We start from the raw sequence: 26,053 nt of genomic DNA on the forward strand, positions 1-26,053 counted from the left end.
TTGAATCCCTTAATCTGTGGGCTTTAGGGGGATATGTTCAATTGAAACTGACATACTTATCCACAAGAAGTGTGAGTATCTTTTTAAAAACAAAATTATGTGTTCAGCGTCCCCTGTAAAAGGAAAGGTCAGCTAAACTTTGTTGTGTTTGATAGGTTCGGCGGTGTGTTTCTCAGTATGCGATGAGAGTGTTCTTTGCCTAAGATAATAAATATATGAAGCAATAAAATATCTGATAGCTATAAGGGACGAAAGGATGCGTAAGGTTGTTATTCAAAGGGTAGTTATGGCTGTATTGTTACTTGTCTCAAGAGGTGCTGTGGCTGAGAACTTTGTTTTACAAAGCTATCTCTCATTTACGCATTCTCTTAGTAGGGCAATCAGCCAGCAATACACAGAAAGTGCAGGCTTGACGTTAGATTCGGTGATGGTTGATTACCAAGGTCAGCCTGTAAGTTACCAATACCAAATGTGGCGCTTGAAACCTAATAGTGTGTGTTTACCCTTAAAAGATATTGATGTGCTGCAGTACTCTCAGTGTTCGATGGCGGCGCAACAGTTGTTTAAAGAAACCTGTAGGCAATTTATAAATAATCCCAATAGAAAAGATTGGTTGTATCCGAAATATAAGCGTTTGTATTGCAACGCTGCAGCAAGTTTTCAACCGGTTGTGGCTCAAGTGAGACTTTCATTGCCTGTGGAAGAAAATACAGTGAAAAAACAGCAATGCTCACTTCTTGTCTTAAAAGCTATGAGCAGTCGTGACCCATTGGATATACAGCTAAGAGATGAAGCATGCCAATAGCTCCGTAGTTGTATTGCCTAAGCCGTACAGAATAAAATAGGCACGTTAAACGTGATGAATGCATGGTTGGAGTTTTTTGCCCAACCATGTCTTTTGTATCAATATTCATCTGCTTAGTTGATGCTAATTGAATGAGCACGTGTTTGTGATATTAGACATTTAGGTTTACTAATAACTCTATTGTGCTGCTTACGTTGGCATATGATGAGCTAAGCGCTGCCATAAACGCTGCATGTACATGAGCAGCAGGTACCGTTGTGCCATTAAATTCCAGATCACGTGTAGCACAAGCATCATGCGCTACCGATACCTCATAGCCTAGATCTGCGGCCGCACGAACGCCTGCATCGATACACATATGGCTCATTGCACCAATAATAATGAGTTTTTCTACCTTCAGTTTTTTAAGCACCTCTTGAAGCTCGGTATCACGAAAGCTATTAGGTTTGTGTTTGAGAATAACAGTTTCATTTTCTAGTGGGGTTACTGAGTGATGAATTTTCGCACCCTCAGATCCTTCTAAAAAGAATGGCGCGTTAGCTGTTAAAAATTCATGGCGAACATGAACGATAGGTAAACCTTGGTTGCGAAATGTTGTCAGTAGTTTAGCGCCTTGCTCCGCGGCTGCTTCAGCACCGCTGAGTGGCCATTTACCCTCTGAAAAATAATCGTTTTGAAAGTCGATTAATAATAATGCTGTATGGGACATATGTACTCTTCCTATCTTATTGTGGAGTTTGTATTGAGGTGTTGTGACTATTATCTTAAAAAGCAGGTCTATATACTGGAGTCATAATAGGCATATAAAAGGTTAGAACTGACAATGGTCCTGATTCATATAGGCATTATTGATTACCCAGGTGCACTTCAATCTGCTGTTCAAGGTCTTAAAGAGATGTTCATTGCAGCAAACCGTATCTGTGTACAGCAAGATCTGACTATCGCTTTTGATATAGACATATACAATGTTGAACAGGTTTCAGTATCTTCGACTAAGGGGTTTTTAGAGGAGCAGCAGACGAGTAACCCATTACAAGTTGTGATTCTTCCCCCTTGTCTGGAGGGTGAGTATTACATTGGCCCAGATCAAAACCTTAAAGAGTGGTTATTAGAGCAGCGTGCACAAGGCGTGATACTTTGCTCCGTATGCGCTGGAGCTTTTATCCTGGCTTCTTGCGGGTTATTGGATCAGCGTCCGGCGACGACACATTGGGGCTTGGCTGAACGCTTTAACAAAACTTATCCCACCGTCCTTTTAGACAGTAATAAAATATTGATAAACGATACTGATCTTATTACAGCGGGTGGCCTTATGGCGTGGCTGGATTTAGGCCTGGAGCTGGTGGCTCAGTTTACTCAACCGCGCATAATGCGATTACTAGGGAAGTATTTGATTGTTGATACAGGCTCACGAGAGCAGCGCTATTATCGTAGTTTTGTGCCAGCGCTAAATCATGGTGATCAAGCCGTCCTTACTGTGCAGCATCATTTGCAGGTTAATTTTGCTAAAAATATTTCGATGAGTGATTTAGCAGCACTAAGTTGTCTAGGTGAACGTACTTTTTTACGGCGCTTTGTTAAAGCAACAAAACTAAAACCCAGCCAGTACTTGCAGCAGTTACGTATCCAAAAAGCCTGCGACTGGATTGAAAGTAGTTACGACAGTGTAGAGCTTATAGCCGCAAAAGTGGGTTATGAAGATGTGAGTGCATTTCGTAAAATATTTATTAAAACGATGGGGCTGACTCCGCGTGAGTTTAGACACCGCTTTGCGCATTGAGCATAAAAAACCGGCTGGAGTTGCCGATTTTTCTTATGCGTTGTTGTATGTACTTTGAAGGTTATAGAAAAGCAGAAAAGCGCTCATCGAGTGGCGTATCTGCTAAGTGGTTAATGTAGTTGCTCATGATTTTTTGGGCCAAGCCTAACACTATCTCTAATAACTGCTTCTGGGTATAGCCTGCGTCATAGAAGTTTTGTACTTGTGCTTCAGAAATTAAACCACGGTTACGAACGATGGCTAGGGTTGTGTCATGCAATGCCTGTAGCTTAGGGGTAGGCATTGGACTACGGCTGCGCAGTGCGACAGTAAGTGCATCGTCTACTTTCATCATTTTTGCAATGGCGGCATGAGCGGGAACACAGTAGTGGCAGCCATGTTCAACGTTAATAGTTTGCCATACTACAGTAAGCTCTTCTGCATCCAGAGAGGTTGCTTGGAAAAGCTTGTGGAGTAATTGGTAGGCCTCAAGCGCTTCAGGTGATTCAGCCATAACACCGTGTAGGCTGGGGATAGAGCCAAATGCTTTAATAGAGTTGTCTAGTAGAGCTTTGCTTTGTTCTGGAGCGGTTTCGCGAGTGTGTACATTAAGGTTGTTCATAAGTGCTTCCTATTTTGATCGATTGTTCAATAATTCAAGGTTATTTGATTTTGAGCAGTTGTTCAAGTTAAAATTGAACGACTGCTCAAACTGGAACTTATCATGGCTAATGTTGCTAAATACGATCGTGCTGATGTAATAAAAAAAGCGATGCTACTTTTCTGGGAAAAGGGCTTTAATGGCACTTCAACGCGGGATCTTCAGCAGGCCGTGGATCTTCGCCCAGGCAGTATTTATAGTGCATTTGGCAGCAAAGAAGGTTTGTTTAAAGAGGCTCTACGCTGCTACTCAGCCAATACATATGCATTACTCCAGGAAAAAATTCAGCAACAAGGTTCTCCTTTGTCTGGGCTGCAGGCATTTATTCACTGCGTCGTGGTTAGCAATCGTAGCTCTGCGCCTAGCGATATGTGTATGCTAGTTAAAGCGGTTGCGGAGTTAACTGATAGCAACCCAGAATTATTACAAGAAAGCCAAATATTGATGAAAAAAGGTGAGCTAAGCTTTACTCGAGTTCTACAAGAAGCACAATCACAGGGCGAGCTTTCTTCTAATGCAGACCCTCAGTCCTTGGCTAAATATATACAGGTTCAACTCATAGGCTTACGTACTTATTTACGTACTAGTAATGATGTTGTTGCGGTTGAGCAGTTGATTGAAAACACCTTTCAAATGTTAAAAGCGCCTCACTAACTAGCTATGACCGCTAATGACTTTTCCACTTTATTCTTAGAGAAAATGTGGTCCTATATTTCGATCTTGGCTGGTACTTCCTCCCCATCCTTATATTGTTAACACTGATTTAAAAATAACAATAAAAACAGAAGAGTAGATGCATGCTTTCTGGGATATGGAGTTGCCGTTATGACGCCGATAGAATGGCTTTTGCTGACAGTAATTATCGCTATTGCTGGGGTAGTCCGTGGTTGTATTGGGTTTGGTTTTTCTGCTTTAGTTGTTGCCTCATCAACACTGTTTCTTGATCCAACAATCGTAGTGCCCATGTTGGCGATCCTAGAGATCATTGCCAGTATTCATATGGCCATCACAACATGGCGGGATGTGGAGCGTAAGATACTCATCTATCTCATGATTGGCGCAACAATCGCCACGCCGTTAGGTGTTTATGTATTGGTTATATTGCCCGCAGACAGCATACGTTTGTTACTGTCATTGATGATATTAATTCTAAGTGGCCTGTTGGCCAGTGGTTGGCAGTATCGTGGCCGACGCGGACCCGCAACGTTTTTTTCTCTTGGTTTACTGTCAGGCGTTTGTAACGGTGCAGCAGCTGTCGGGGGGTTGCCTGTTGCTACTTTTCTAACAGCGATGAACCTGAGTATGGCGTCTTTGCGCGCTACCTTAGTATTGTTCTTTTTTGGAACAGATATTGTTTTTATACTCAGTGCATCAGGCCACGGGCTGTTCACTCAATCGTTACTGATTATGAGTGCCTTGATGATAATCCCTATGACGTTGGGTGTTCATTTTGGAGGGAAACTATTTACAATCGTTCCCGAACAACGTTTGAGATCCGGAGTTATTGGCTTGCTGATACTGCTGTCACTCATAGGCCTAGTACGTGCGGCTATCGGTCACTTTTAGCTTTGTACATCTTCATATCAGCAGCTTTGATTAATGACTTAAGGTCACGCCCATCGTCTGGATAAATAGCGACACCAACAGATGCATGTAACTGCAGTGTATTATTAGGGAGTAAGCAACCCAAAGGTTGGGTTAGTGACGTTTCAAAGCGGTCTTTAATTATTTCTGCTGAAGGTAGGCTAATATTATCGGTTAATACAACGACAAACTCATCGCCGCCAATGCGCGCCAGTAAGTCATGTGGTCTCATCAGCATTGCAAAACGTTGTGCCACTTCGATTAATGCCTCGTCACCCTTATCATGACCGTACTTGTCATTAAGCTGTTTAAAGTTATCTAGATCAATAAAAAGTAATGCGAAAGAAGGTGCCGGGCACTGGTCATCTGACTTAAGTAGCTTTGAGACAAATAACTCAAGGGCCGCGCGGTTTGCGGTATTTGTTAATGAATCAGTGAGTAGGTCGCGGCGCATTTCCATTAAAGAGCGTGCTAACACACCAATTTCATCAGTCCGCTGTAGTGTTATATTGGATAACTCCGGTTCACCTCTTTCCATAACGGCATGAGCCATAGAGGTTATATCACGAGTAAACCTCATCAAGATCATTAGCCCTAGTAACATAGCTAATACCACGGCGACTATGCCTAATATTAGTACCATGTAAACCTGCTGTGTAACACCGGTGAGAATATCGCTATTAGGTACAGCAATTACCGCGATCCAGTCTAGTCCGGCATTATCTGTAATGTGCTTATAAGCCACATTAATTTTTTCGCCAAACTTGTCCGTAAATGTCAGGGTTCCCACCGATGAACGGTTCTCTTTTTTAGCTATTTCGGGGATAAGAACCTGATAAGTGGATTTGATCATGACATTGCCAGAGTCATTCACATCCATTCTGGTCATCTGCCCGTCGCTAGTTTTTTGGACATTCGGTACATTGGACGCTGCAAGCAAGTCACCATTACTCTCTACCAGAAATGCTAATCCATGCTCACTTACTTCTAGGTCAGAAATAAAACGGTTGAGCTTTAATAAGGAAACATCAGTCGCCACTACACCCGTAAAGCTCCCTGCAAGTGAGAGTACTTGACGGGCACGCGTCACGACTAAGTCTTGAGTAGAAAAGTCCACATAAACAGATGTCCACATGTGACGATTCGCGCTTTTCTCTCTTGAACTAAACCAAGGGCGTGTGCGTGGGTCAAAAACACTGCTTTCAATTGAAACTTGCGTAGTTTCTCCGTTAATACTACTTAAACGTAAATAGCGGCGAGGCTCAATCGGATCTGTTTTAATGCGGATTTCAGCTTCTTTATTATTAAGTCGTTTAAGGCCATAAGATTGTCCTGCGAGATTTCCATAATAAACATAATCATTAGGGTCGGTGTGCAAGGTCGTGGCGGTCCAAAAACGGGTGCGCATCGCATCCAGCTCAGTACTAATATCATCGGAAGCGGCTAAACCAACAGGAAAGGCTGCTTCTAAAACAGCGCTAGAGCCGTACATGTGGTGATCTACTGCTTGGCCAATACGTTCTACCATTTCTAAAGAAAGACGTTCTGAAAGACGTGAAACGGTATTGCTACCAGCCCAGTAGGAAAGCAGGCCAATGGTGATCGTAAGAAGAATGATCAGAAAGACATATGGAAAAATCAGTGTTACTTTCAGCGACCGGAAACTTATTTTGGTTGCAGACATCTCATTTTGTCCCAATAGTGCGAGCTGGCGATAGATATATTCTTGCTTATTGTATCGTGTATCGTTGCTATATTAAGACATTTTATAATTATGTTTCTAAATAAGTTATTTCAGGCGAATGGTATCAATGTTAATAATGGAAACTGTAGCGTAAACAGGACTAGGCCATTTTTCAAATAGTGATATTTTGCTTCTGGTTGAGTAAATCGGTGACGCTATAAGAGCTTGCTCTTAATGGTGATAGCCCCGGAATTATTATTCCGAGGCTGGGATGATGCTGTAAGCAGCTATCTCGGAGCTCGGGCGCATTTAGAATAGTGTCAGGAATTTATCTTTCCCTTTTATGTAAGCTAAGTTAACTTCTAATTTTTCACGCAAAAATCCCGACTGATGTCGGGATTTTTATAGCTACTTAAGTAAAACTGGAAGCGTGTTTTACAACGCTTCGATTTTTCCATACTGTTCTGTCAGCTGGCTTTGTGCTGACTTGGCAGTATCGAGTTTTTCTTTCTCTTTAGCGATAACAGCATCAGGCGCGTTGGATACGAATTTCTCGTTTCCTAGCTTACCTTCTACACGGCTGATCTCTTTCTGAAGTTTATCCATCTCTTTTTTGAGACGCCCTAGTTCCGCATCTTTATCGATCAATCCTGCCATTGGCACCAATACCTGCATATCGCCTACTAGCTGCGTTGCTGACATGGGTGCTTCGTCGTCTGCGTTAAGCCAGGTTATTGAAGCAAGAGAAGCGAGTTTTGATAGGAAGTTTTGGTTCGCATCCAAGCGAGCTTTATCTTCAGCATTACCGTTTTGTAGCAGGATATCTAGCTCTTTAGCTGGAGATATACCCATTTCACCACGGATATTACGTACACCAGCAATAACACCTTTCAGCCACTCGATATCGGCTTCTGCTGCTGTATCGATTTTGGCTTCATTGGCAATAGGAAAGCCCTGTAGCATGATGGTGTCTCCTTCAACACCCGCTTCAGTTTTGATAGACTGCCAGATCTCTTCGGTGATATACGGCATGATTGGGTGAGTCAATCGCAAGATCACTTCGAGTGCACGTACCAATGTGCGGCGTGTACCGCGTTTGGCTTGTTCAGAAGCGTTTTCATCCCACAGTACAGGCTTAGATAGTTCTAGGTACCAACCGCAGTACTCGTTCCAAATGAAGTCATACAGTGTTTGTGATGCAAGGTCGAAGCGGTATTCTTCAAAGTGCTTGCTTACGTCAGCTTCCACTTGCTGCAAGCGGCTAGCAATCCAGCGATCTGCCAGTGACAATTCTACATCGCCCGCCTTGCCATCAACCAGGATCTGGCCGCAATCTTCGCCTTCAGTGTTCATCTGTACGTAACGTGCAGCGTTCCAGATTTTATTACAAAAGTTGCGGTAACCTTCTAAGCGTTTTACATCCCAGTTGATATCACGGCCAGTAGAGGCCAATGCTGCCAGTGTAAAGCGCAGTGCATCAGTACCGTGTGCGGCGATGCCTTCTGGGAATTGCTTCTCAGTACGCTTACCAATCTTTTCAGCCAGTTGCGGCTGCATCATGTTACCGGTGCGTTTTTCCAGTAAGTCTTTAAGTTCGATACCATCGATCATATCTAAAGGATCAAGGACGTTACCCTTAGACTTAGACATTTTGTCGCCATTTTCGTCACGGATAAGGCCAGTAACATAAACGGTTTTGAACGGTATTTGTGGTTTGCCATCCTCATCTTTGACCAAGTGCATCGTCATCATCATCATACGAGCAACCCAGAAAAAGATGATATCAAAGCCTGTAACGAGCACATCCGTTGGGTGGAAGGCTTTCAGGCGTTCGGTGTTTTCAGGCCAGCCAAGTGTGGCGAATGTCCATAGGCCTGAACTAAACCATGTATCCAAAACATCATCGTCTTGGCGTAGTTCTGTCTCAAGGTCTAAACCATACTTAGCACGTGCTGCATCGGCATCTTTAGCAACGTAAACATTGCCTTGGTTATCATAAAACGCCGGGATACGGTGGCCCCACCATAGCTGACGAGAGATACACCAGTCCTGAATATCGTTCATCCAAGCGAAGTACATATTTTCGTACTGTTTAGGGACAAATTTAATGTCGCCATTCTCAACGGCTTCAATAGCAGGTTTTGCTAGTGTTTTAGCATCAGCAAACCATTGGTCTGTTAGCATCGGTTCAATGACAACACCACCACGGTCTCCGTATGGAACCGTCATGGCGTTTTCTTCAACTTTTACGAGTAACTCAAGGGCTTCGAAATCTGCAACAATGGCTTTACGTGCCGCAAAGCGTTCCATACCACGATATTTCTCGGGTAGGGTTTTGTCGAGATCGTTGCTTTCGCGGCCATCAGAAGTAAACGTTTGTGCTTCGTCTCGGATGTCACCGTTAAGTGTGAAGATATTGACCATCGGTAGCTTGCAGCGTTTACCGACTTCGTTATCGTTAAAATCGTGTGCAGGTGTGATTTTCACACAACCCGTACCTTTATCCATATCAGCGTATTCATCGCTGATAATAGGAATACGCCGTCCAACAAGAGGTAGCTCAATAAACTTACCAACGATACTTTGAAAGCGCTCATCTTCTGGATTTACGGCTACAGCCGTATCGCCGAGCATAGTTTCGGGACGTGTCGTACCCACGACTAAATAGTTTTTACCTTCGGCTGTAGTCGCGCCATCGGCTAGAGGATAGCGTAGGTACCACATCTTGCCCTGGACTTCGCGGTTCTCTACTTCAAGATCAGATATGGCCGTATGTAGTTTAGGATCCCAGTTAACCAGGCGCTTACCACGATAGATCAGTTTATCGTCGTACATGCTGATAAAGGCTTCTTGTACGGCACTGTAAAAACCTGCATCCATAGTGAAGCGTTCAGTTGGCCAGTCAACTGAGTCGCCTAGACGGCGCATTTGGCGTGTAATGGTATCGCCAGACTCTTCCTTCCATTCCCAAATCTTTTCGATGAAGGCTTCACGGCCTAAATCGTGACGGGTCTTTTGCTCTTCTGCTGCCAGCTTACGCTCTACTACCATTTGGGTTGCGATACCGGCGTGATCGGTACCTACTTGCCACAAGGTATTTTTACCTTTCATGCGATGGTAGCGAGTGAGTGCGTCCATGATGGTGTGCTGGAATGCGTGGCCCATGTGCAGGCTGCCGGTAACATTCGGTGGTGGAATCATGATGCTATATGATTCGCCTTCGCCAGAGGGGGCGAAGTAACCGTTGTCTTCCCAGGTTTTGTACCAGGATTTTTCAATCTCGTGTGGCTGGTAGGTCTTATCCATCGTGGTCTGCGTCTCTTGGCACTGTTTGTTTAAGGCTGCGTGTTTAGGGCGGCTTAATTAAGGACTGGCGGCATACCGGACGCTCTTTAGAAGTACGTGCGGTGCAAATAGATACAAGTGTAGCCAGTAAAACAGAGAATTATACCTGTAGAGACGGTATCAATGAAGGCGTTTAGGTGGATCGTTTACGCATATCGTGCATGCGAGGCTGGATTCCGGCGCCTTGGTATTCTTTAAAGCGTCCTCGCGTGAGAGCGAGTATCTCATCGGATTGGATAACAATTTCGGCGATGCGGTTAAACTCTACTGTTTGAGTAGGAAAGATAGCTGAAAGATTTACTAACATATCGGGTGTGTTAGGGATGTGATCCGGCTGCCAGCCGATCAAAATAGGCGCATGCAGTTTTTCTGTAGGCAAGCTGTTGGCTAAAAAGCTTTCGGGTGACGATTGCCACAAACGCTCGCTGATACGCTCAGCCAGATGCTCAGAATCTGTGTGAATGTACAGCCAGTGACCCGCGCTTATTGCACGGGTCGCCAGTTTACCTAGAAACTGATAGCGGCTGTCTTCATCTGCGCTGGGCAGAATGTAAAAGTCGGCTTGAGACATTACTCGTCGTCTGTCATCTCGTCGGCTGCTTGGTTAAGCAGGTATTGACTTAGTAAAGGTACACAACGACCAGTAGCGCCTTTGGCTTTTCCTGCACTGTTCCAAGCCGTTCCTGCGATATCCAAATGTGCCCAGCGGTATGACTTAGTAAAGCGGGATAAGAAACAGGCGGCTGTAATAGTTCCTGCAGCTGGTCCGCCAATATTGGCGATATCAGCAAAATTGCTATCGAGCAACTCCTGATAGTCATCCCACAATGGTAAGCGCCATGCGCGATCATTCGCGTAGTCTCCAGCGATGCTTAATTCGCTAGCGAGTTCTTCATCGTTGGTCAGCAGACCACAAACGCTATTCCCCAGCGCGACGATAACTGCTCCTGTTAAGGTTGCAATATCGACTACGGTTTTAGGGTTAAAACGTTCAACGTAGGTTAGTGCGTCACAGAGTACTAAACGGCCTTCGGCATCAGTGTTGAGTATTTCAACGGTTTGACCAGAGAGTGTCGTAACAATATCACCCGGTTTAGTTGCTTTGCTGCCCGGCATGTTCTCTGCGGCAGCAATAACTCCAATAACATTGATTTGCAGGTCCATTTCAGCGATAGCATGCATGGTGCCCATCACTGATGCTGAGCCACACATGTCGAATTTCATCTCGTCCATTTTAGCGCCAGGCTTAAGCGAGATACCGCCAGTATCAAACGTTACACCCTTACCAACAATGACATGCGGTTGTGCATCAGTTTCGCCACCGTTGTATTTCATAACGATTAAGCGAGAAGGTTGCTCACTACCATGACCCACTGATAGTAATGAGCCCATGCCGAGGTGCTCCATGGCGTCTTCGTCGAGAATTTCGCACGTGACAGAGTCGTATTCGTTGGCAAGTTCTATTGCTTGTTCTGCTAGATAGCTTGGTGTGCAAATATTACCTGGCAGGTTACCTAGATCACGGGCAACATTCATACCATTAGCAATGGCAGTACCGTCAACCAGCGCTCCTTCACCTTCTTCAGTGTCAGCTTCTTGCAAATGAATCCAAAGCTTCTGGATAGCGTGGGGATCTGCTTTTTTGCTTTTGGTTTGGTCGTATTGATAAAGATCGGCGGTAACCCACTCGGTTAGGTGGCGAACTTGACGGTAGGTATCATCTGTTTTGGATGCAAGTCCATCAAGAGCAATGGTTGCTTCTGTTAAATTGCTCGATTTAATCGCAGCGCTAATCGTTGTAACGATTTTCTTGTAGTTACGGTCATGGCGGCCATCTGCTTTGCCAAGGCCGATCAATAAAATACGTTTAGCAGTGACACCGTTGATTTTCTGTAGCAATAACGACTCAGCGGTTTTGCCCTTGATATCACCGCTATTAATTAGGCTGCTAAGGTAGCCCTGTGAGGCTTGATCCAATGCGAGTGCCGATGGGCTAAGCGTTGCCCCATCTTCTATGCCGATAACTAGACATTCGGTTTCTAGAGATGCAACTGCACCGTTTACAATTTCAAAATCCATGATGGCTCCAAACAAGACATTAATGCTGGTTTGATAGATAATGCCGTGTAGTTTCCGGCATCTATAATTGTTTGGCACTATAAACTATTTTTCTTTGAGATACATAAACCCTTTAGCTTCTAGGTTGGTTTACTTTGATTATTTTTCGCTACTTGTCTCGTCAGATCATGATGAGCACGCTGGCTGTTAGTACTGTACTTACACTGTTAATTGTCAGTGGTCGCTTTGTTAAGTACCTCTCTTATGCGGCAGCAGGAAAGCTATCACCAGAATTTGTATTTCAATCAGTCATGTATCGTATACCGGGTATGTTGGTACTGATTATCCCTCTAGGCTTGTTTTTGGGAGTGTTACTAGCTTATGGAAGGATGTATTTAGAAAGCGAAATGGTCGTTCTTAACTCAAGCGGCGTGAGCGGTCGGCGATTAGCCGCGTTTGCTTTAGGGCCTGCTACTGGTGTGGCTTTGCTAGTGGCGTTATTGAGCTTGTATATATCGCCACTTTGCTGGAAGCAGGTGGAAATTATTTATGATAAGCAGAGCGCAAAGAGTGAGCTGGATAGTCTGACCCCCGGCAGGTTCCAGAATCTAGGCAAAGGCGGAGGGCGCACCACTTATATCAATGGAGTAAAAGAGGGTGGGAAAGAACTCGACCTTATATTTGTTTCAGAGCGTGACAGCAAAACCGGGGAGCTGCGAGTTGTATTGGCAGAATCCGGCAAACAAGTGATTACTGATCCTAGAACAGGTGAGCGCTTTGTTGTACTGAGAAATGGTTATCGTTATTCAGGTGTACCAGGGCAAGCTGACTATCAAGAAATTAAATATGCGGAATATGGCTTCTTGATGCCTAGATCAGGCGCTAACTTACGAGGCCCTGAAATTGAAGCAATGACGCTGACTGAACTCCTTGGTCGTTCAGAACCGCGTTTTAAAGCTGAACTGCATTGGCGTTTATCCATGCCTCTTTTGGCACTCATTATTACTTTAATTGCCGTGCCTATGAGTAAAACTAACCCCCGTCAGGGGCGCTATGCCAAGCTCATTCCATCAATACTGCTTTATATGTTGTATCTCACGCTTCTCACCAGTGCCAAAGGCATGATTGATGATGGCGATGCATCGGTTGGTTTATTGTGGATGATTCATGCGGGTTTCTTTTTATTAGCCATGAGTTTGATATTTGCCTCCGGTGTTTGGGAACGGCTGTTCAGTATGGTGCCGTCTATCCCTAAGCGAGGTAAGGCATGATGAAATGTTTAGACCGATATATCGCTTATCAGGTACTCAGTGCTATTTTTGTTATCTTGTTAGTTATTGTTGGGCTCGATCTGGTTTTTGAGTTTGTAGAGCAAACCGGTGAAATTAATGACCGCTACCGTTTTGTAGATGTATTGAGTTATTTAATGCTCAGAATACCTAGTCGTTTATATGAGTTTTTGCCTCTGGCAAGTTTAGTTGGCTGCTTGGTTGGTTTAGGCATGTTGGCAAGCAATAGTGAGCTAACAGTAATGCGTGCAGCAGGTATTTCCATACAGCGAATTGTATTAGCGGTTATGAAGCCCGCTATGTTGCTGGCTGTATTTGCGTTGATTTTGGGAGAATATGTTGTCCCTGTAACAGAGCAAAAAGCACAGAGTTCGCGTGCCTTAGCACAATCAGCAGGACAGGCTCTACGCTCTAAGCATGGGGTGTGGCACCGTGAGGATAATCAATTTATCCATATTAACGCGGTAGAGCCCGGCGGAAAAATACACGGGGTGACGCGGTATTCTTTTAATGATCAGCGTCAGATGGTGGCATCGAGTTTTGCTAAAAGTGGTGTTTATAGTACCGGCGGTTGGTTACTTGAAGATGTGGTGAGTACCTTATTTTTAGGTGATCGTACACAAACAGAGCAGGTTGATGAAGAAAGTTGGAAGTCTGGATTAACCCCTACTTTGTTATCAGTTATTGTTGTTGATCCAATGGACCTTTCAATCAGTGGTTTATGGTCTTATTCAAGCTATTTGGGTGAGCAGGGGTTGGACTCTAATCAGTACTTATTAGCTTTTTGGAGTAAGGTCCTACAGCCCGCGGGTATATTTGCTTTGGTTCTGATCGCGATTTCTTTTATTTTTGGGCCACTAAGAAGCGTTACTGTCGGGCAGCGAATTATTGCCGGAGTGATTGTTGGCCTCATCTTTAAGTTCTCTCAAGACCTGCTGGGGCCAGCCAGTACAGTGATAGGCTTTACACCGCTACTGGCAACCGCTATTCCTATTGTTATCTGTTTAATTGTCGGGTTGTTCTTATTAAGAAAAGCCGCTTAGCCGGCTTTCTTCTGCTTCTTTTTCGCAGGTAATTGAACGACTCGTGTGCCTGAAACTTGGTCGTGCCAGGTGAGTTTTTGATCCGAAAAAAGCATCCATAAATAACCTAAACCAAGGCATGCAATAGACACGCCAGCCATAAAGAAACGGATTAATGAGTGAACCCAGCTCAGGCTGTATCCCTCCGCCGTTTGTACTCTAATTCTCCATGCCATCATGCCAATTGTTTGGCCTGAGCGTGTCCAGAAATATCCAAAAAATAGAAACATAGCAACCAACAAAAGTGACTTGTAGAGGGGGCCGGATACAGGTTCTCCGTCATTAATAGCGACACCTATTCCGCTCACTATAAATAAAATAGCAATCACAATGAGTACGTCATAAACCAGTGCTGCAAGCCTGCGTAATAATGAGGTTTGTAGAACTTTAGTTTGGTCATAAACTTTTGGCATGGTGGTCCTTTGTTTTAAAAATCTTAACAGCGAGTATTGGTGGCAGTTAGGTTGCTCAGTTTGAATAGTGGTCGGATCGATGTACCGATTATAGTGCCTATAAAAGCAGCAACTAACCATAACCAGCCGTGCAAGCTACCTGATGCTATACCGCTAAAATAAGCACCGATATTGCAGCCGAAAGCGATAGTCGCGCCGTATCCTAGCATTAGACCACCAATAATAGCCGCTACCCAGTGTTGCCATGGCATACGCCATTGTATGGTGAGTTTGCCCGCAATTGTTGCGGCTAGTAAAGCACCCATGATAATACCTACGTTCATCAGTGTGCCAGCGTCAGATGTGAGTGGCTCCATTAATGCGGATTCACGTCCTGGCTGCATCCAGTATGTCCAAAAATCTAACTCAAGATCAATGTTCAACCATTCAGCGGCTTTGGCTCCCCATAAAGGGTAGGCAACGGCGACTGCCCATGGGCGGCCAAGCATGGCGAGAGTAGTAAAGTTAAGTATTGCTAAAGCCATGGCCCCCCAGATAAACGGCCAAGGACCTGATATCAGCTGTTGATAAAGTGGCAGAGATGTATTGTGAGTGTCTTTATCAATAAAGCCGTGTCGACGCTTTTCTATAATCAATGTAGCTAAAGTAATGAATGCAAATACTGCTAAATTAATCATCAAGGCTGGCATGACGCCAAACTCTTCAATGAAAGAGTAGGGGGCTAGCTGAGGAAGTGTAGTCCACCATTCGTAGTCTTTTGTTGCCCAGAGTGCGCCGACAGTAAAACCAATCATGCTTGGGATCGCGCGGAACTGTCCACCCCCCGCATGGTACAGGTTACCCGAGGCACAGCCATTGCCTAGCTGCATACCTATACCAAAGATAAAAGCACCCACTACGATGGACCAACCTAGTGGTCGGACAAAGCCTGAAACCTGAGAGCCAAAGAGTTCTCCAGACGCTAATGCAGGAAAAAATAAGCACACAGCTACAGCGAGCATCAGCATTTGTGCTCTAAGGCCTTTACCATGCCCATGTGTAATAAAAGTTCGCCATGCGGTCGTGAAACCAAAAGCAGCATGATAAAGCGCAAGACCAAGAGCTGCGCCTAGTATTAATAAGTTGGCTTCATGCCATGACTCAATATTAGCAAGCCAAAAAACACCGGTAACGAAAAGCAATATCGTTGCAGTCAGGGGAATAATATAACGTGCAGTCAGTTTTGAAGTGGCAATGCTAGTGTCAGTGTTATGGCGGATATTGGTGGACATAATAGGAAGCCAGATAAATGCAGGAACTAAAAAAGTTGGCTAATATATCACCAGTTGATGACTTCGTTAAGTGATAACTGCGTAAGGAGGGGAGCAGACGATAGGAAAATAGTCTGACGACAGTGCGCCAGACTATTATATTGCTTTCATTAGACTGATTAGTTTTTGAAAGGCTTTACATAGTTTTCTTCATAATCTGAGGCCAGTGATTTGGCTTCTTTCATTTGATTGTCTTGAAGTTTCATTAGAAGACGGCTTTCAATAGATGAGGCAGTACCGTTACCTAGAGCAGCGGCATTATGCATCCATGCATAAGCGATGACATCAGCTGGATGGCTATTATCTTGGCCATAACCGTTTGAGTACAAGGTGCCTAAGAAAAACATGGAATTGGTATAACCTTGCTTGGCTGCCATACGATACCAGCGCTCGGCTTCTTCAAAGTTTTGTTCAACACCAGTACCAAAATTATAGCTACGGCCGACATTATGTTGAGCTGCAACTAAGCCTTGGTCAGCGGCTTGTTGGTATAGTTCAAAAGCCAAACTACCATTGCGTTCTGCACCATAACCAAACTCATACATCTCTCCAGCACGGTTTTGTGCAGAGGCATCACCTGCTTTGGCTTTTGGTAATAGTGCGTCTAACTCGACTTTATATTCTTTATTCTTTAGTTTTCTAAGACTATTAACGCTATTGAGGTTCCCCTGTCGGGCGCCTTGGTCATAAAGTGATTGTGCTTTTTTGATGTCCAGGTCGACACCCCAACCATTTTCATAGAGCTGGCCTAAGAGGTTGGTAGCATCAGCGTTACCTTCTTTTGCTAAGTCTTCAAGGTTATCCAGTGCAGTTGCATAGTCCTGCTTTTGAATAGCTTCATTAGCAGCTGACATACTGGCTGCCATAACACTCATAGATTGCAGCCCAAAGATAAGGCCTGCAGCGGCCAATAACATTTTCTTGCTCATATCTGGTCATGCCCCAACGGTTTTATGGGATTAAAAGTGGCATCATTATACAGATGCACGGTCTCTATATGAAATTGCTAATCCATTAGCACTTAGAATAAGATCGATAATGGATTAGAGCTTTCTAATGTTCGTTATTTTAACGGATCATATGCTGTACTGCAGCAAAAAACCGCTGAAATCTTGATATCGGTTAATTTTCTGAAGAAGGCAAATAGTTTCTAGTCTGAACGTTTTGGGCTGAGAAGTTCAATCATATAACCATCGGGATCTTTTACGAAGGCTAAAATAGTACCGGAAGTGCTGTTTTTCATTGGCCCAGCTTCACGTACAACCTCACCACCTTTTGCTTTGATTGCAGCGCATGCCTGATAAACGTCTTCTACTTCAATGGCAATATGACCATAAGCATCACCTAATTCGTAGTGGTCAGTATCCCAGTTATGAGTTAGTTCAAGTGCAGTGTGCTGGGATTCATCGCCGTAACCAAGAAATGCCAATGTGAAACGCCCTTGTGGGTAGTCTTGTTGGCGTAATAGCTTCATCTCTAGTGTCTTTGTATAAAACTCGACAGATTTACTTAAATCAGTGACACGTAACATGGTATGTAACAGGCGCATAAACCTCTCCTGGGTGGTCATTAAATCTTAGAAACTGGACCTAACAAAGTTGCTGAAAGCCTTTTAGAATGTAAGTATATCCTATGCACAGTTATTAATGTCGTGCGGTTTACGGAAGGACATAACAATGTTTCAAGATATGACAAAAAAAATGAATGAATCTATTGAGCCTTTTAAAGAGTTAGTCAATATTCAAACACGTATGCTCGAAGACCTTACCCGCCAACAAATGGAGTGTACTAAGTCCTGTATCAATGCGACGCTTGCGCAAACTAAACAACTCCAACAGTGCAAATCAGCTAATGACTTATTGGTTCTGCAGCAGTCTTATGCCCAAGAGTTAGAAGATACATTGAAAGAAGCCAGTGATGAAAATCTAAAATCACTGCATGATGCCCGCGATGAGATAGAGAAGATAACTAAAGATGCATTTAACGCTTTTGCTTCTGAATAGTTTTTTGGTTTTATAGATAAAAGCAGCTTTGGCTGCTTTTTTAATGCCTATATAAAACTGTGATCATCCTTATAATGGGAACCTGTGTTGAATGTGGGGTAGTTATGAGAAAGCAGGTCGGCGTTATTTATGGATCGACAACAGGTAATACTGAGCGTGCGGCGGAGCTAATGGTTGAGCAGCTAGGGCAGCAGGCTGTATTACACAACATTGTAGACGTAGGCCTGGAAGGTATTGCTGATTATGATATTTGTATTTTTGGCATACCTACATGGGATTTTGGTGAGTTACAGGAAGATTGGCAAGATGTCTGGGATGAATTTTCTAACGTAAACCTGCAAGGAAAACCGTGCGCCTTGTTTGGTTTGGGGGACCAAATTGGTTATGGAGAATGGTTTCTGGATGCGATGGGGTTACTTCATGACCTCTTGCAACAAGCAGGTGCCAAAGTATATGGGCAGTGGTCAATAGAAGGGTATAGGTTTGAGGCCTCTAAAGCATTAACTGAAGATGGGCAGTTTTTTGTAGGTCTAGCACTGGATGATGATTGCCAATTTGCAGAGTCAGACGAGCGCATTAGTATATGGTTGGAGCAGTTAAAACCGGTGTTTGAATTGTAAAAATTTGCTGATAGTATAAATTAGTTGTAACTAATGTTGCCGAGCAGTCAAAGGAAGATCGTGATGAAAAAGATTTATGCAATTGGTTTGGCCGTAACAGTCTTAACGGGAAGTAACCTCGCTTTGGCCGACAAAGTGGAAGATGCTATTGAATACCGTCAAGGTGTTTTCAAAACGATAAAGTGGAACTTTGGGCCGATGGCTGGCATGGTCAAAGGAAAGATTGACTTTGATGCAACTGAATTTTCCCGACGAGCTGACTTAGTGGCTGTTTTGGCAAAAATGCCAGGAGAAGGCTTTATTGATGGTTCAGATATGGGTGATACTGATGCTAAATCTGAAATCTGGGAAAATAAAGCTGAGTTTGATAAAGGGATGGATGCTTTAGCAGAAAATGCTGCAGCGCTGGCCGTAGCAGCACAATCAGGTGATATGAGTGTTATCAAGCCTGCATTTGGTCAGCTAGGTAAAACCTGTAAAGGGTGTCATGATGATTTTCGCGAGAAAGAGTAACGTAAATCTTGATACAAAAAAACGAAGCGCTTAGCTTCGTTTTTTTATGGGTTGACACTTTTTGCTTAGATATACCCTCAGGAGTATTATCGTACTAAGGCTTGTGATGAACTGTCATGGTTATATATGTTTGTCAGGTGGTGGTATGAAAGAGAAAGCACGTAATTTTGCGATTAATGCGCATGGTTCACAAATGTATGGTGAGAAGCCGTATTCAGTGCATCTTGATGCTGTTGCATCCTTGGTAAAGCCGCACGGGGAAACCGCTGAAGTTATCGCTTACTTACACGATGTTGTTGAAGATACCGATGTTGCATTAGATATCATTACTAATGAATTCGGTGCTTTTGTCTCTGAATGCGTAGCAATTGTGACGGACGAGCCTGGCAAAACAAGAAAAGAGCGAAAAGCTAAAACATATGAAAAGATGGCTCATGTCCACGGAGCAGAGGAACTTGCTTTACTGGTTAAGGCCGCAGATCGTTTAGCAAATGTGAGATCATGCGTCGCGGGGGATAACCATCGCTTGATGGGTATATATAAGTCAGAATTTCCTGTTTTTAAGCAGTCAGCTTATCGTGAGAATATGTGTGAAGATATCTGGTTAGAGTTGCAAAAAATACATGATAGCTAGTGGGAAAATTAGGCCTGGCTGATCAGAAGGTAAACAACCGTTGCCGCAACACTGGCGGATAGCAGCATAAAAAAGTAGTTAGGGCGTGTGTTTATACGACTAGGCCGAGGAGACTGCTTTTCCCCTGTTAGCATACTTTTTATTAATGCTTCTTTCTTGATGAGTACATGGTAAGCAACAGCGCCAATGTGTAGAGCGATCGCCGCAAGAAGGACATTGAAATTAAGATGATGAATAGATGTAAATAGCTCACTGGTTTTACTGCTAATGAGAGAGTAAAAAGGCCCCTCTGTAAAAATATCATCACTGCTGAATAGCCCGCTAAACGCTTGAGTAAATATCAAAATCATAAGTATGATGACCATCCAGCCACCGAGCGGGTTGTGCCCTAGGTAATCTGTTTTTTCGCCTTTTAGGATGTTTTTTAGGTAAGTGAAGGTATGAGAAGGCCTTTTAAAAAATTCTGAGAAACGTGCATAAGGGCTACCGATAATCCCCCAAAAAATCCGATATACAATTAGCCCCAACATGGCGCAGCCAATATAAACATGCCAGGTCATGATATTGCCGCCTTCTTCCCCTGAAAACCATAAAAAGCCAATACCAGCGACCAAAGACCAGTGAAAGATACGAATGGAAATATCCCATACTTTAATGGCGTATTTTTTGGTGGTGCTCATGTGGGCTCTGAGAAGGTCGGGCATGATTATGTTCCATTTATCCATAAATGAGTGAAGATGCTGAGTACGTAACCTAAGGCGATGGCCCAACTCCATTTCAGATGGCTTATAAAGGTATAAGTTCCTTGGGCTTGGCCCATTAAGGCGATTCCCGCTGCCGAACCAACTGAAAGTAGTGATCCACCCACACCAGCGGTGAGGGTTACCAAAAGCCACTCATTAGTGTTCATCACAGGGTTCATGGTAAGTACGGCAAACATCACGGGTATATTGTCGATAACAGCAGAGAGAACACCAATCAAGGAATTGGCCCAAATTGTACCCAGTGACCCGTATAGCTTGTCAGATAACAGGGCAAGATACCCTAGTGTCGATAGCCCGCCAACACATAGAACCACACCATAGAAAAACATCAAGGTATCCCATGAGGCTCGTTCTACGACATTAAAAATATCAAAACGGCGTATAACGTCGGTATGGTCACCACGTACGTTGCGCATGTCTTGGATATTGTCTTTGTGATGGTGATGAATGTGGCCATGGTCAATCACAGAGGGTTCATGCTGGCATAGATAATATCCATAGAGTTTTAGTATGCCTAACCCCGTCATCATGCCCAGCACTGGCGGTAAGTTTAAGATGCTATGCGCGCTCACCGAAACTGCTATTGTCATAAGAAATAGTAAAATAACAGTGTTGCCGCCGCGTTTCATATTTTGTTGTTGTTCTTTACTAAGTGCCGGAGGCGCTTTCTCAACTACAAATGACATAATGAGTGCAGGTACAAGCCAGTTGACCAGTGAAGGGATAAATAAGTTAAAAAACTCCTCAAATTGCACGATGCCTTTTTGCCAGACCATCAATGTGGTGATGTCGCCAAAAGGGCTAAATGCCCCGCCTGCATTAGCGGCTACGACAACATTAATACAACCGACGGTCACAAATTTAGTGTAGTTGTTGCCTACCGCTAAAACGACAGCGCCCATTAATAAGGCTGTGGATAGGTTGTCCGCTAGTGGCGAGATAAAAAACGCCAGCGTGCCGGTAATCCAGTAAATTTGCAAAATAGAGAAGTTTTTAAGCACCAGCCAGCTACGTAAGGCAGCAAAAACATTGCGCTCTTCCATCATGTTGATAAAAGTCATCGCTGCGAGCAAAAATAAAAATAGTTCAGCGTATTCAAGAATGTTGTGTCGAACCGCAATGCCTGCTGTTTCGGTGTCGCCATGCACCGCATAGCCAATGCCTACAATAAGCCATATGAAGCCAGCCGCAATGATGATCGGTTTTGATTTACGCAAGCGCGTAAACTCTTCACCTAATACAAACAGATAACCTACGAAAAAAATAAGTAGTGATAAATATCCAAATATTGAGCCAGTAAGGTCTATATCCTGCTGCTCTTTATTGACGGTAAAAGCCCATGCTGGCGTGTACAACATTGATGCCAACAGAACTAGCATGAGAGCAACTACGAGTAGAGAGATGTAGTTATGTTGGGTTAGGAGTTTTTTCATGAAATTATTTTCATATATCTCAGTTGAAAAGTCGAATTGTGCGCTGCAAAAAAAATACAATTAACAGATAACTGTTACAAAGATTTAAAGCCGGGCGCGTATCGGTTAAAATACTTCCCCTTTTGAATTTGCGAGTGTTGGGCATTAACGATGGAAGTCAATCCGATCATAAATGACTTGAAGGATATCGGTGAGCGAACGGCATCGCTTTATAGCTATCTGGATTATCCAGGCACCAAAGAGCGCCTGGAAGAAGTAGAACGAGAGCTTGAAGACCCAGCGGTCTGGAATGATCCTGACAATGCTCAGAAGCTAGGTAAAGAGCGTTCGGCATTAGATGCCATCGTCAGTACATTGGATGCGCTAAAGCATGGCGCGACCGATACTCGCGAGTTGTTGGATATGGCTGTTGAAGAAGATGACGAAGAAACCGTCGAAGAGGTCATCGCTGAGGTCAGTGGTTTAATGGCGAAGCTTGAAACGCTTGAGTTTCGCCGTATGTTTTCGGGTGAAGTTGACCCGAATAATGCCTTTTTGGATATCCAGTCAGGCTCTGGCGGTACAGAAGCGCAAGATTGGGCCAATATGGTGCTGCGCATGTATCTGCGCTGGGGAGAAGATAAGGGCTTTAAAACAGAACTTGTTGAAGCCTCTGATGGTGATGTTGCCGGTATTAAATCAGCGACTATTCGCTTTGAAGGTGAGTATGCCTTTGGTTGGTTACGCACTGAAACTGGCGTGCATCGCCTTGTTCGTAAATCACCCTTTGATTCAGGTGGTCGTCGCCATACCTCATTTTGCTCGGTATTTGTTTCGCCTGAGATTGACGACAATATTGAAGTCGACATTAACCCTGCAGATTTGCGCGTTGATGTTTACCGTGCTTCGGGTGCGGGTGGTCAGCACGTTAACCGTACTGAGTCCGCCGTACGTATTACTCACGGACCTTCCGGGATTGTGGTGCAGAGTCAAAGTCAGCGGTCACAGCACCAAAACAAAGACACCTGTATGAAACAGTTGCGCGCTAAGTTGTATGAGATGGAAATGCTTAAGCGTAGCGAAGCTGCACAAGAGCTGGAAGACTCCAAAGCGGATATCGGCTGGGGAAGTCAAATTCGCTCTTACGTTTTGGATGATCAGCGTATTAAAGATTTACGTACCAATGTGCAGTCTTCCAACTGTGACAAAGTACTGGACGGCGATCTCGATCTATTTATTGAAGCTAGCTTGAAAGCTGGTTTGTAAAAACTATTAACTTAAAGGTTCACCACACCCATGTCTGACAACAATCAGAAGCAAGATCAGAAACAAGATGAAAACCGACTGGTTGCAGAGCGTCGGGAAAAACTGAATGCTTTGCGTGAAGCGGGAAATGCTTTTCCTAATAGCTTTCGTCGAGACAGCTATGCACAAGACTTGCAAGAGCAGTATGGCGAACAGACCAAGGAAGAGCTAGAAGCAGCAGGTCATACCGTCAGTATTGCGGGGCGTGTTGTGCTTAACCGTGGAGCGTTTGGTGTTATTCAGGATGTGAGTGGACGTATTCAGTTTTACGTGAATAAAGACGCACGCCCGTTTGCCAAAAGTTTGGATCTAGGCGACATCATTGGTGTAACGGGTATTCTTCACAAGTCAGGCAAGGGCGACTTGTATGTGGACTTGGGTGAGTATCAACTACTGACAAAAAATTTGCGCCCATTACCTGATAAGCACAAAGGCTTGCAGGATACTGAGATGCGTTACCGTCAGCGTTATGTCGACCTGATCACTAATGAGCAGTCTCGTAAAGTTTTCGAAGCACGTTCTAAAATTGTGTCAGGTATTCGTAAATTCCTGACTGAACGTCGCTTTATCGAAGTTGAAACACCTATGCTACAGGTTATTCCGGGTGGTGCGACGGCACGTCCGTTTATAACACATCATAATGCGCTGGATCGTGACATGTATCTGCGTATCGCTCCTGAGCTGTATTTAAAGCGTTTAGTTGTGGGTGGTTTTGAGAGTGTTTTCGAAATTAACCGTAGCTTTCGTAATGAAGGTCTTTCAACGCGCCATAACCCTGAATTTACCATGATTGAGTTTTATCAGGCGTATGCTGACTACAAAGACCTGATGGATTTGACTGAAAATATGTTGCGCCAAGTGGCTCAAGATGTGTTGGGTACAACGACCATCGTAAACACTGTGCGCAATGACGACGGCGAAGTGCTTGAGACTTTCGAGTATGACTTATCACAACCCTTTACTCGTTTGAGCGTCTTTGATTCAATTCTACAGTACAACCCAGATATTACTGCTGAAGCATTGGCAGATGATCATGCGGCACGTCAGATTGCACAGCGTCTGGATATTGATGTCAAAGATGGTTGGGGCTTAGGTAAAGTACAGATCGAAATCTTTGAGAAAACGGTTGAGCATTTGTTGCAACAGCCAACATTTATCACGGAATACCCAACAGAAGTTTCTCCGTTGGCACGTCGTAGTGACAATGACCCATTCGTGACCGATCGTTTTGAATTCTTCGTAGCAGGGCGTGAGCTAGCAAATGGCTTCTCGGAGTTAAATGACTCTGAAGACCAGGCTGAACGTTTCAAAGCGCAGGTTGCAGAGATGGAAGCGGGTGATGATGAAGCAATGCATTACGATGCAGACTACATCAACGCGCTAGAGTATGGCTTGCCACCAACAGCCGGTGAAGGTATTGGTATTGACCGTTTGGTAATGCTGTTTACTGACTCGCCTTCTATCCGAGATGTTATTTTCTTCCCAGCTATGCGTCCGCGTGCTTAGGAATCGTTGATCTTAAAAAAAGCTGCTTTGGCAGCTTTTTTTATGAGCGCTATTTAGAAAGATGTTATTGTGCGGTATCAGCTATTCGGGAATATCCATGCATAGTTTTTTCATTCAACAGCGCAGTATTCCTGCTAAACGTTGGTTAAGTATTGGGCTTAGGTGTATGCACTTGGTGGGCATTTGCGGCCTATCAGGTGCTTATCTATTCTCTTTGCCGCAGGCTGAGTGGCATGGCTACCTGTTGATAACGCTGGTGAGTGGCGGTTTGATGGTGTTGAAAGAGATTTACCTTGATACCATCTGGTTGTTGCAGTTACGTGGGCAAGTTATTTTATTAAAAGTCGCACTATTCGGTTTGGCGGCAGTTTTTTCTCCAAAGGTAGATCCGTTAATTTTTATCATCATTATAGTGGTCTCTGGCATCATTGCGCATGCGCCAGGTAAGTTGCGCTATTATTCGCTTTGGCACCGTGGTGTTATAACGCATGAGACGCTAGTGAATGCTGATATCGATAATAGTGATAAGTAAACAGGTGGGAATGGTATGGTGTTAGACGCTGCAAAAAGTTGGAAACCGCATTTGGCTGGTGAATTCGAAGCGCCGTATATGAAAGCATTACAGCTGTTTTTGAAGCAAGAACAGAGCAACCGCAAAGACATTTTTCCGCCAGAAGAGCACTGGTTTCAAGCGTTACAAGCGACACCTTTGGATAAAGTCAAAGTGGTGATTCTGGGGCAAGATCCATATCATCAGCCGGGGCAGGCGCATGGCCTTAGTTTTTCGGTGAAGGGGGGGGGCAAAATACCGCCTTCGTTGCTCAATATTTACAAAGAGCTAGAGAGTGATCTAGCGATTCCTCGGGCTAACCATGGCTGTTTAGAAAACTGGGCACAACAAGGTGTTCTGTTGCTCAATGCGGTGCTAACCGTCGAGGATTCTAGTGCTGCTTCTCATCAAAAGAAAGGTTGGGAGCAGTTTACTGACAAAGTGATTGAGGTGGTCAATCAAGAGTGCGAGCACGTTGTATTTCTACTTTGGGGTAGTTATGCGCAGAAAAAAGGAGCAGTGATTAATGAGGAGCGCCATTTAGTACTCAAGGCTCCGCATCCTTCGCCGTTAGCGGCTCATAGAGGGTTCTTTGGCTGTCATCACTTCAGCCAAACCAATATTTATTTGAAGCAGCAAGGGCTAGAACCAATACATTGGCAGCTAGAAAATGAAGTGATTACAGAGCCTTCGCATTCTCAGGGAGAGTTGTGGTCTTAATGTGGTGATTAACAGAGCCGCACGAGGCGACTCTGT

At 44.1% G+C, this 26,053-nt stretch carries 26 protein-coding genes; 14 read left to right on the forward strand and 12 right to left on the reverse strand.

The features are described 5' to 3' along the window. The first annotated feature begins 256 nt into the window (after positions 1–256). Positions 257–805 (forward strand): hypothetical protein, encoded by a 549-nt coding sequence (locus tag G511_RS0112070; RefSeq protein WP_028469849.1) that lies wholly within the window; start codon positions 257–259, stop codon positions 803–805. Between the two features lie 151 nt (positions 806–956). Here the strand turns inward: G511_RS0112070 and G511_RS0112075 are convergent, their stop codons facing one another. Beyond that, positions 957–1,514 (reverse strand): cysteine hydrolase family protein, encoded by a 558-nt coding sequence (locus G511_RS0112075; RefSeq protein ID WP_028469850.1) that lies wholly within the window; start codon positions 1,512–1,514, stop codon positions 957–959. 114 nt (positions 1,515–1,628) lie between these two features. On the opposite strand from G511_RS0112075, the gene G511_RS0112080 reads away from it, so the two are divergent. After that, the gene (locus G511_RS0112080) at positions 1,629–2,585 is read left to right on the forward strand and encodes a GlxA family transcriptional regulator (RefSeq protein ID WP_036551963.1); all 957 of its coding nucleotides are present in this window, start codon (positions 1,629–1,631) and stop codon (positions 2,583–2,585) included. Between the two features lie 61 nt (positions 2,586–2,646). On the opposite strand, the gene G511_RS0112085 is transcribed toward G511_RS0112080, so the two are convergent. Further along, positions 2,647–3,186 (reverse strand): carboxymuconolactone decarboxylase family protein, encoded by a 540-nt coding sequence (locus G511_RS0112085; RefSeq protein ID WP_028469852.1) that lies wholly within the window; start codon positions 3,184–3,186, stop codon positions 2,647–2,649. A 102-nt stretch (positions 3,187–3,288) separates the two neighbouring features. Here G511_RS0112085 and G511_RS0112090 point away from each other — a divergent pair, with 102 nt between their 5' ends. Together G511_RS0112090 and G511_RS0112095 are read left to right on the forward strand one after the other, a co-directional pair. After that, positions 3,289–3,879 carry a TetR/AcrR family transcriptional regulator gene (locus G511_RS0112090; protein ID WP_028469853.1) on the forward strand — a complete coding sequence of 197 codons (591 nt, stop codon included), beginning with the start codon at positions 3,289–3,291 and terminating at the stop codon, positions 3,877–3,879. 171 nt (positions 3,880–4,050) lie between these two features. After that, positions 4,051–4,791: a sulfite exporter TauE/SafE family protein gene (locus G511_RS0112095; protein ID WP_028469854.1), complete on the forward strand. Its 741-nt coding sequence runs from the start codon at positions 4,051–4,053 to the stop codon at positions 4,789–4,791. On the opposite strand, the gene G511_RS0112100 is transcribed toward G511_RS0112095, so the two are convergent. The 4 genes from G511_RS0112100 to G511_RS0112115 form a co-directional block, all read right to left on the reverse strand. Next, positions 4,775–6,493 (reverse strand): sensor domain-containing diguanylate cyclase, encoded by a 1,719-nt coding sequence (locus tag G511_RS0112100; protein ID WP_028469855.1) that lies wholly within the window; start codon positions 6,491–6,493, stop codon positions 4,775–4,777. The genes G511_RS0112095 and G511_RS0112100 overlap by 17 nt on opposite strands. 435 nt (positions 6,494–6,928) lie before the next feature. Then, a complete protein-coding gene (locus tag G511_RS0112105) occupies positions 6,929–9,799 on the reverse strand; it encodes a valine--tRNA ligase (protein ID WP_028469856.1) in 2,871 nt (956 codons plus the stop codon). Between the two features lie 172 nt (positions 9,800–9,971). Next, a complete protein-coding gene (locus G511_RS0112110) occupies positions 9,972–10,409 on the reverse strand; it encodes a DNA polymerase III subunit chi (RefSeq protein ID WP_028469857.1) in 438 nt (145 codons plus the stop codon). Further along, positions 10,409–11,917, reverse strand: coding sequence for a leucyl aminopeptidase (locus G511_RS0112115; protein ID WP_028469858.1), 1,509 nt, complete (start codon positions 11,915–11,917; stop codon positions 10,409–10,411). The genes G511_RS0112110 and G511_RS0112115 overlap by 1 nt, the downstream gene beginning before the upstream one ends. Positions 11,918–12,051: 134 nt before the next feature. On the opposite strand from G511_RS0112115, the gene lptF reads away from it, so the two are divergent. Together lptF and lptG are read left to right on the forward strand one after the other, a co-directional pair. Continuing rightward, the gene (gene lptF, locus G511_RS0112120) at positions 12,052–13,167 is read left to right on the forward strand and encodes an LPS export ABC transporter permease LptF (RefSeq protein ID WP_028469859.1); all 1,116 of its coding nucleotides are present in this window, start codon (positions 12,052–12,054) and stop codon (positions 13,165–13,167) included. Then, the gene (gene lptG, locus G511_RS0112125) at positions 13,164–14,228 is read left to right on the forward strand and encodes an LPS export ABC transporter permease LptG (RefSeq protein WP_342664796.1); all 1,065 of its coding nucleotides are present in this window, start codon (positions 13,164–13,166) and stop codon (positions 14,226–14,228) included. The genes lptF and lptG overlap by 4 nt, the downstream gene beginning before the upstream one ends. Here lptG and G511_RS0112130 read toward each other — a convergent pair. From G511_RS0112130 to gloA, 4 genes are all read right to left on the reverse strand, one after another. Further along, a complete protein-coding gene (locus G511_RS0112130) occupies positions 14,225–14,680 on the reverse strand; it encodes an RDD family protein (RefSeq protein WP_028469861.1) in 456 nt (151 codons plus the stop codon). The genes lptG and G511_RS0112130 overlap by 4 nt on opposite strands. Positions 14,681–14,703: 23 nt before the next feature. Continuing rightward, a complete protein-coding gene (locus G511_RS0112135) occupies positions 14,704–15,951 on the reverse strand; it encodes a YeeE/YedE family protein (protein ID WP_051221979.1) in 1,248 nt (415 codons plus the stop codon). A gap of 158 nt (positions 15,952–16,109) precedes the next feature. Continuing rightward, positions 16,110–16,919 (reverse strand): tetratricopeptide repeat protein, encoded by an 810-nt coding sequence (locus tag G511_RS0112140; protein WP_028469863.1) that lies wholly within the window; start codon positions 16,917–16,919, stop codon positions 16,110–16,112. Between the two features lie 221 nt (positions 16,920–17,140). Further along, entirely contained in the window at positions 17,141–17,539 is a 399-nt protein-coding gene (gene gloA, locus G511_RS0112145; RefSeq protein ID WP_028469864.1) for a lactoylglutathione lyase, read from the reverse strand. Positions 17,540–17,666: 127 nt separating this feature from the next. Here gloA and G511_RS0112150 point away from each other — a divergent pair, with 127 nt between their 5' ends. From G511_RS0112150 to G511_RS0112165, 4 genes are all read left to right on the forward strand, one after another. Then, complete coding sequence (locus G511_RS0112150) at positions 17,667–17,993, forward strand: phasin family protein (protein ID WP_028469865.1); 327 nt, start codon at positions 17,667–17,669, stop codon at positions 17,991–17,993. Between the two features lie 104 nt (positions 17,994–18,097). Then, positions 18,098–18,613, forward strand: a complete 516-nt coding sequence (gene fldB / locus G511_RS0112155; RefSeq protein ID WP_028469866.1) for a flavodoxin FldB — start codon at positions 18,098–18,100, stop codon at positions 18,611–18,613. Positions 18,614–18,676: 63 nt separating this feature from the next. After that, entirely contained in the window at positions 18,677–19,126 is a 450-nt protein-coding gene (locus G511_RS0112160) for a c-type cytochrome (protein WP_028469867.1), read from the forward strand. Positions 19,127–19,271: 145 nt separating this feature from the next. Next, on the forward strand, positions 19,272–19,760 hold the full coding sequence (locus tag G511_RS0112165) for an HD domain-containing protein (RefSeq protein WP_028469868.1): 489 nt from the start codon (positions 19,272–19,274) through the stop codon (positions 19,758–19,760). A gap of 8 nt (positions 19,761–19,768) precedes the next feature. Here G511_RS0112165 and G511_RS0112170 read toward each other — a convergent pair whose 3' ends face one another. Together G511_RS0112170 and nhaD are read right to left on the reverse strand one after the other, a co-directional pair. After that, entirely contained in the window at positions 19,769–20,440 is a 672-nt protein-coding gene (locus G511_RS0112170; RefSeq protein ID WP_028469869.1) for a cytochrome b/b6 domain-containing protein, read from the reverse strand. Between the two features lie 26 nt (positions 20,441–20,466). After that, entirely contained in the window at positions 20,467–21,957 is a 1,491-nt protein-coding gene (nhaD, locus tag G511_RS0112175; protein ID WP_245574003.1) for a sodium:proton antiporter NhaD, read from the reverse strand. Positions 21,958–22,107: 150 nt separating this feature from the next. Between nhaD and prfB the strand changes: the two genes are divergently transcribed. The 4 genes from prfB (at position 22,108) to ung (ending at position 26,017) form a co-directional block, all read left to right on the forward strand. Continuing rightward, positions 22,108–23,202, forward strand: coding sequence for a peptide chain release factor 2 (gene prfB / locus G511_RS0112180; protein WP_036551965.1), 1,095 nt, complete (start codon positions 22,108–22,110; stop codon positions 23,200–23,202). Between the two features lie 30 nt (positions 23,203–23,232). Beyond that, the gene (gene lysS / locus G511_RS0112185) at positions 23,233–24,747 is read left to right on the forward strand and encodes a lysine--tRNA ligase (RefSeq protein WP_028469872.1); all 1,515 of its coding nucleotides are present in this window, start codon (positions 23,233–23,235) and stop codon (positions 24,745–24,747) included. 97 nt (positions 24,748–24,844) lie between these two features. Continuing rightward, positions 24,845–25,279 carry a hypothetical protein gene (locus G511_RS22750; RefSeq protein ID WP_051221983.1) on the forward strand — a complete coding sequence of 145 codons (435 nt, stop codon included), beginning with the start codon at positions 24,845–24,847 and terminating at the stop codon, positions 25,277–25,279. Between the two features lie 15 nt (positions 25,280–25,294). Continuing rightward, a complete protein-coding gene (gene ung, locus G511_RS0112195) occupies positions 25,295–26,017 on the forward strand; it encodes a uracil-DNA glycosylase (RefSeq protein WP_028469873.1) in 723 nt (240 codons plus the stop codon). Positions 26,018–26,053 lie beyond the last annotated feature (36 nt).

The organism is Neptunomonas japonica DSM 18939, assembly GCF_000422765.1.
In the GTDB taxonomy this organism is placed as follows: Bacteria; Pseudomonadota; Gammaproteobacteria; order Pseudomonadales; family Balneatricaceae; genus Neptunomonas; species Neptunomonas japonica.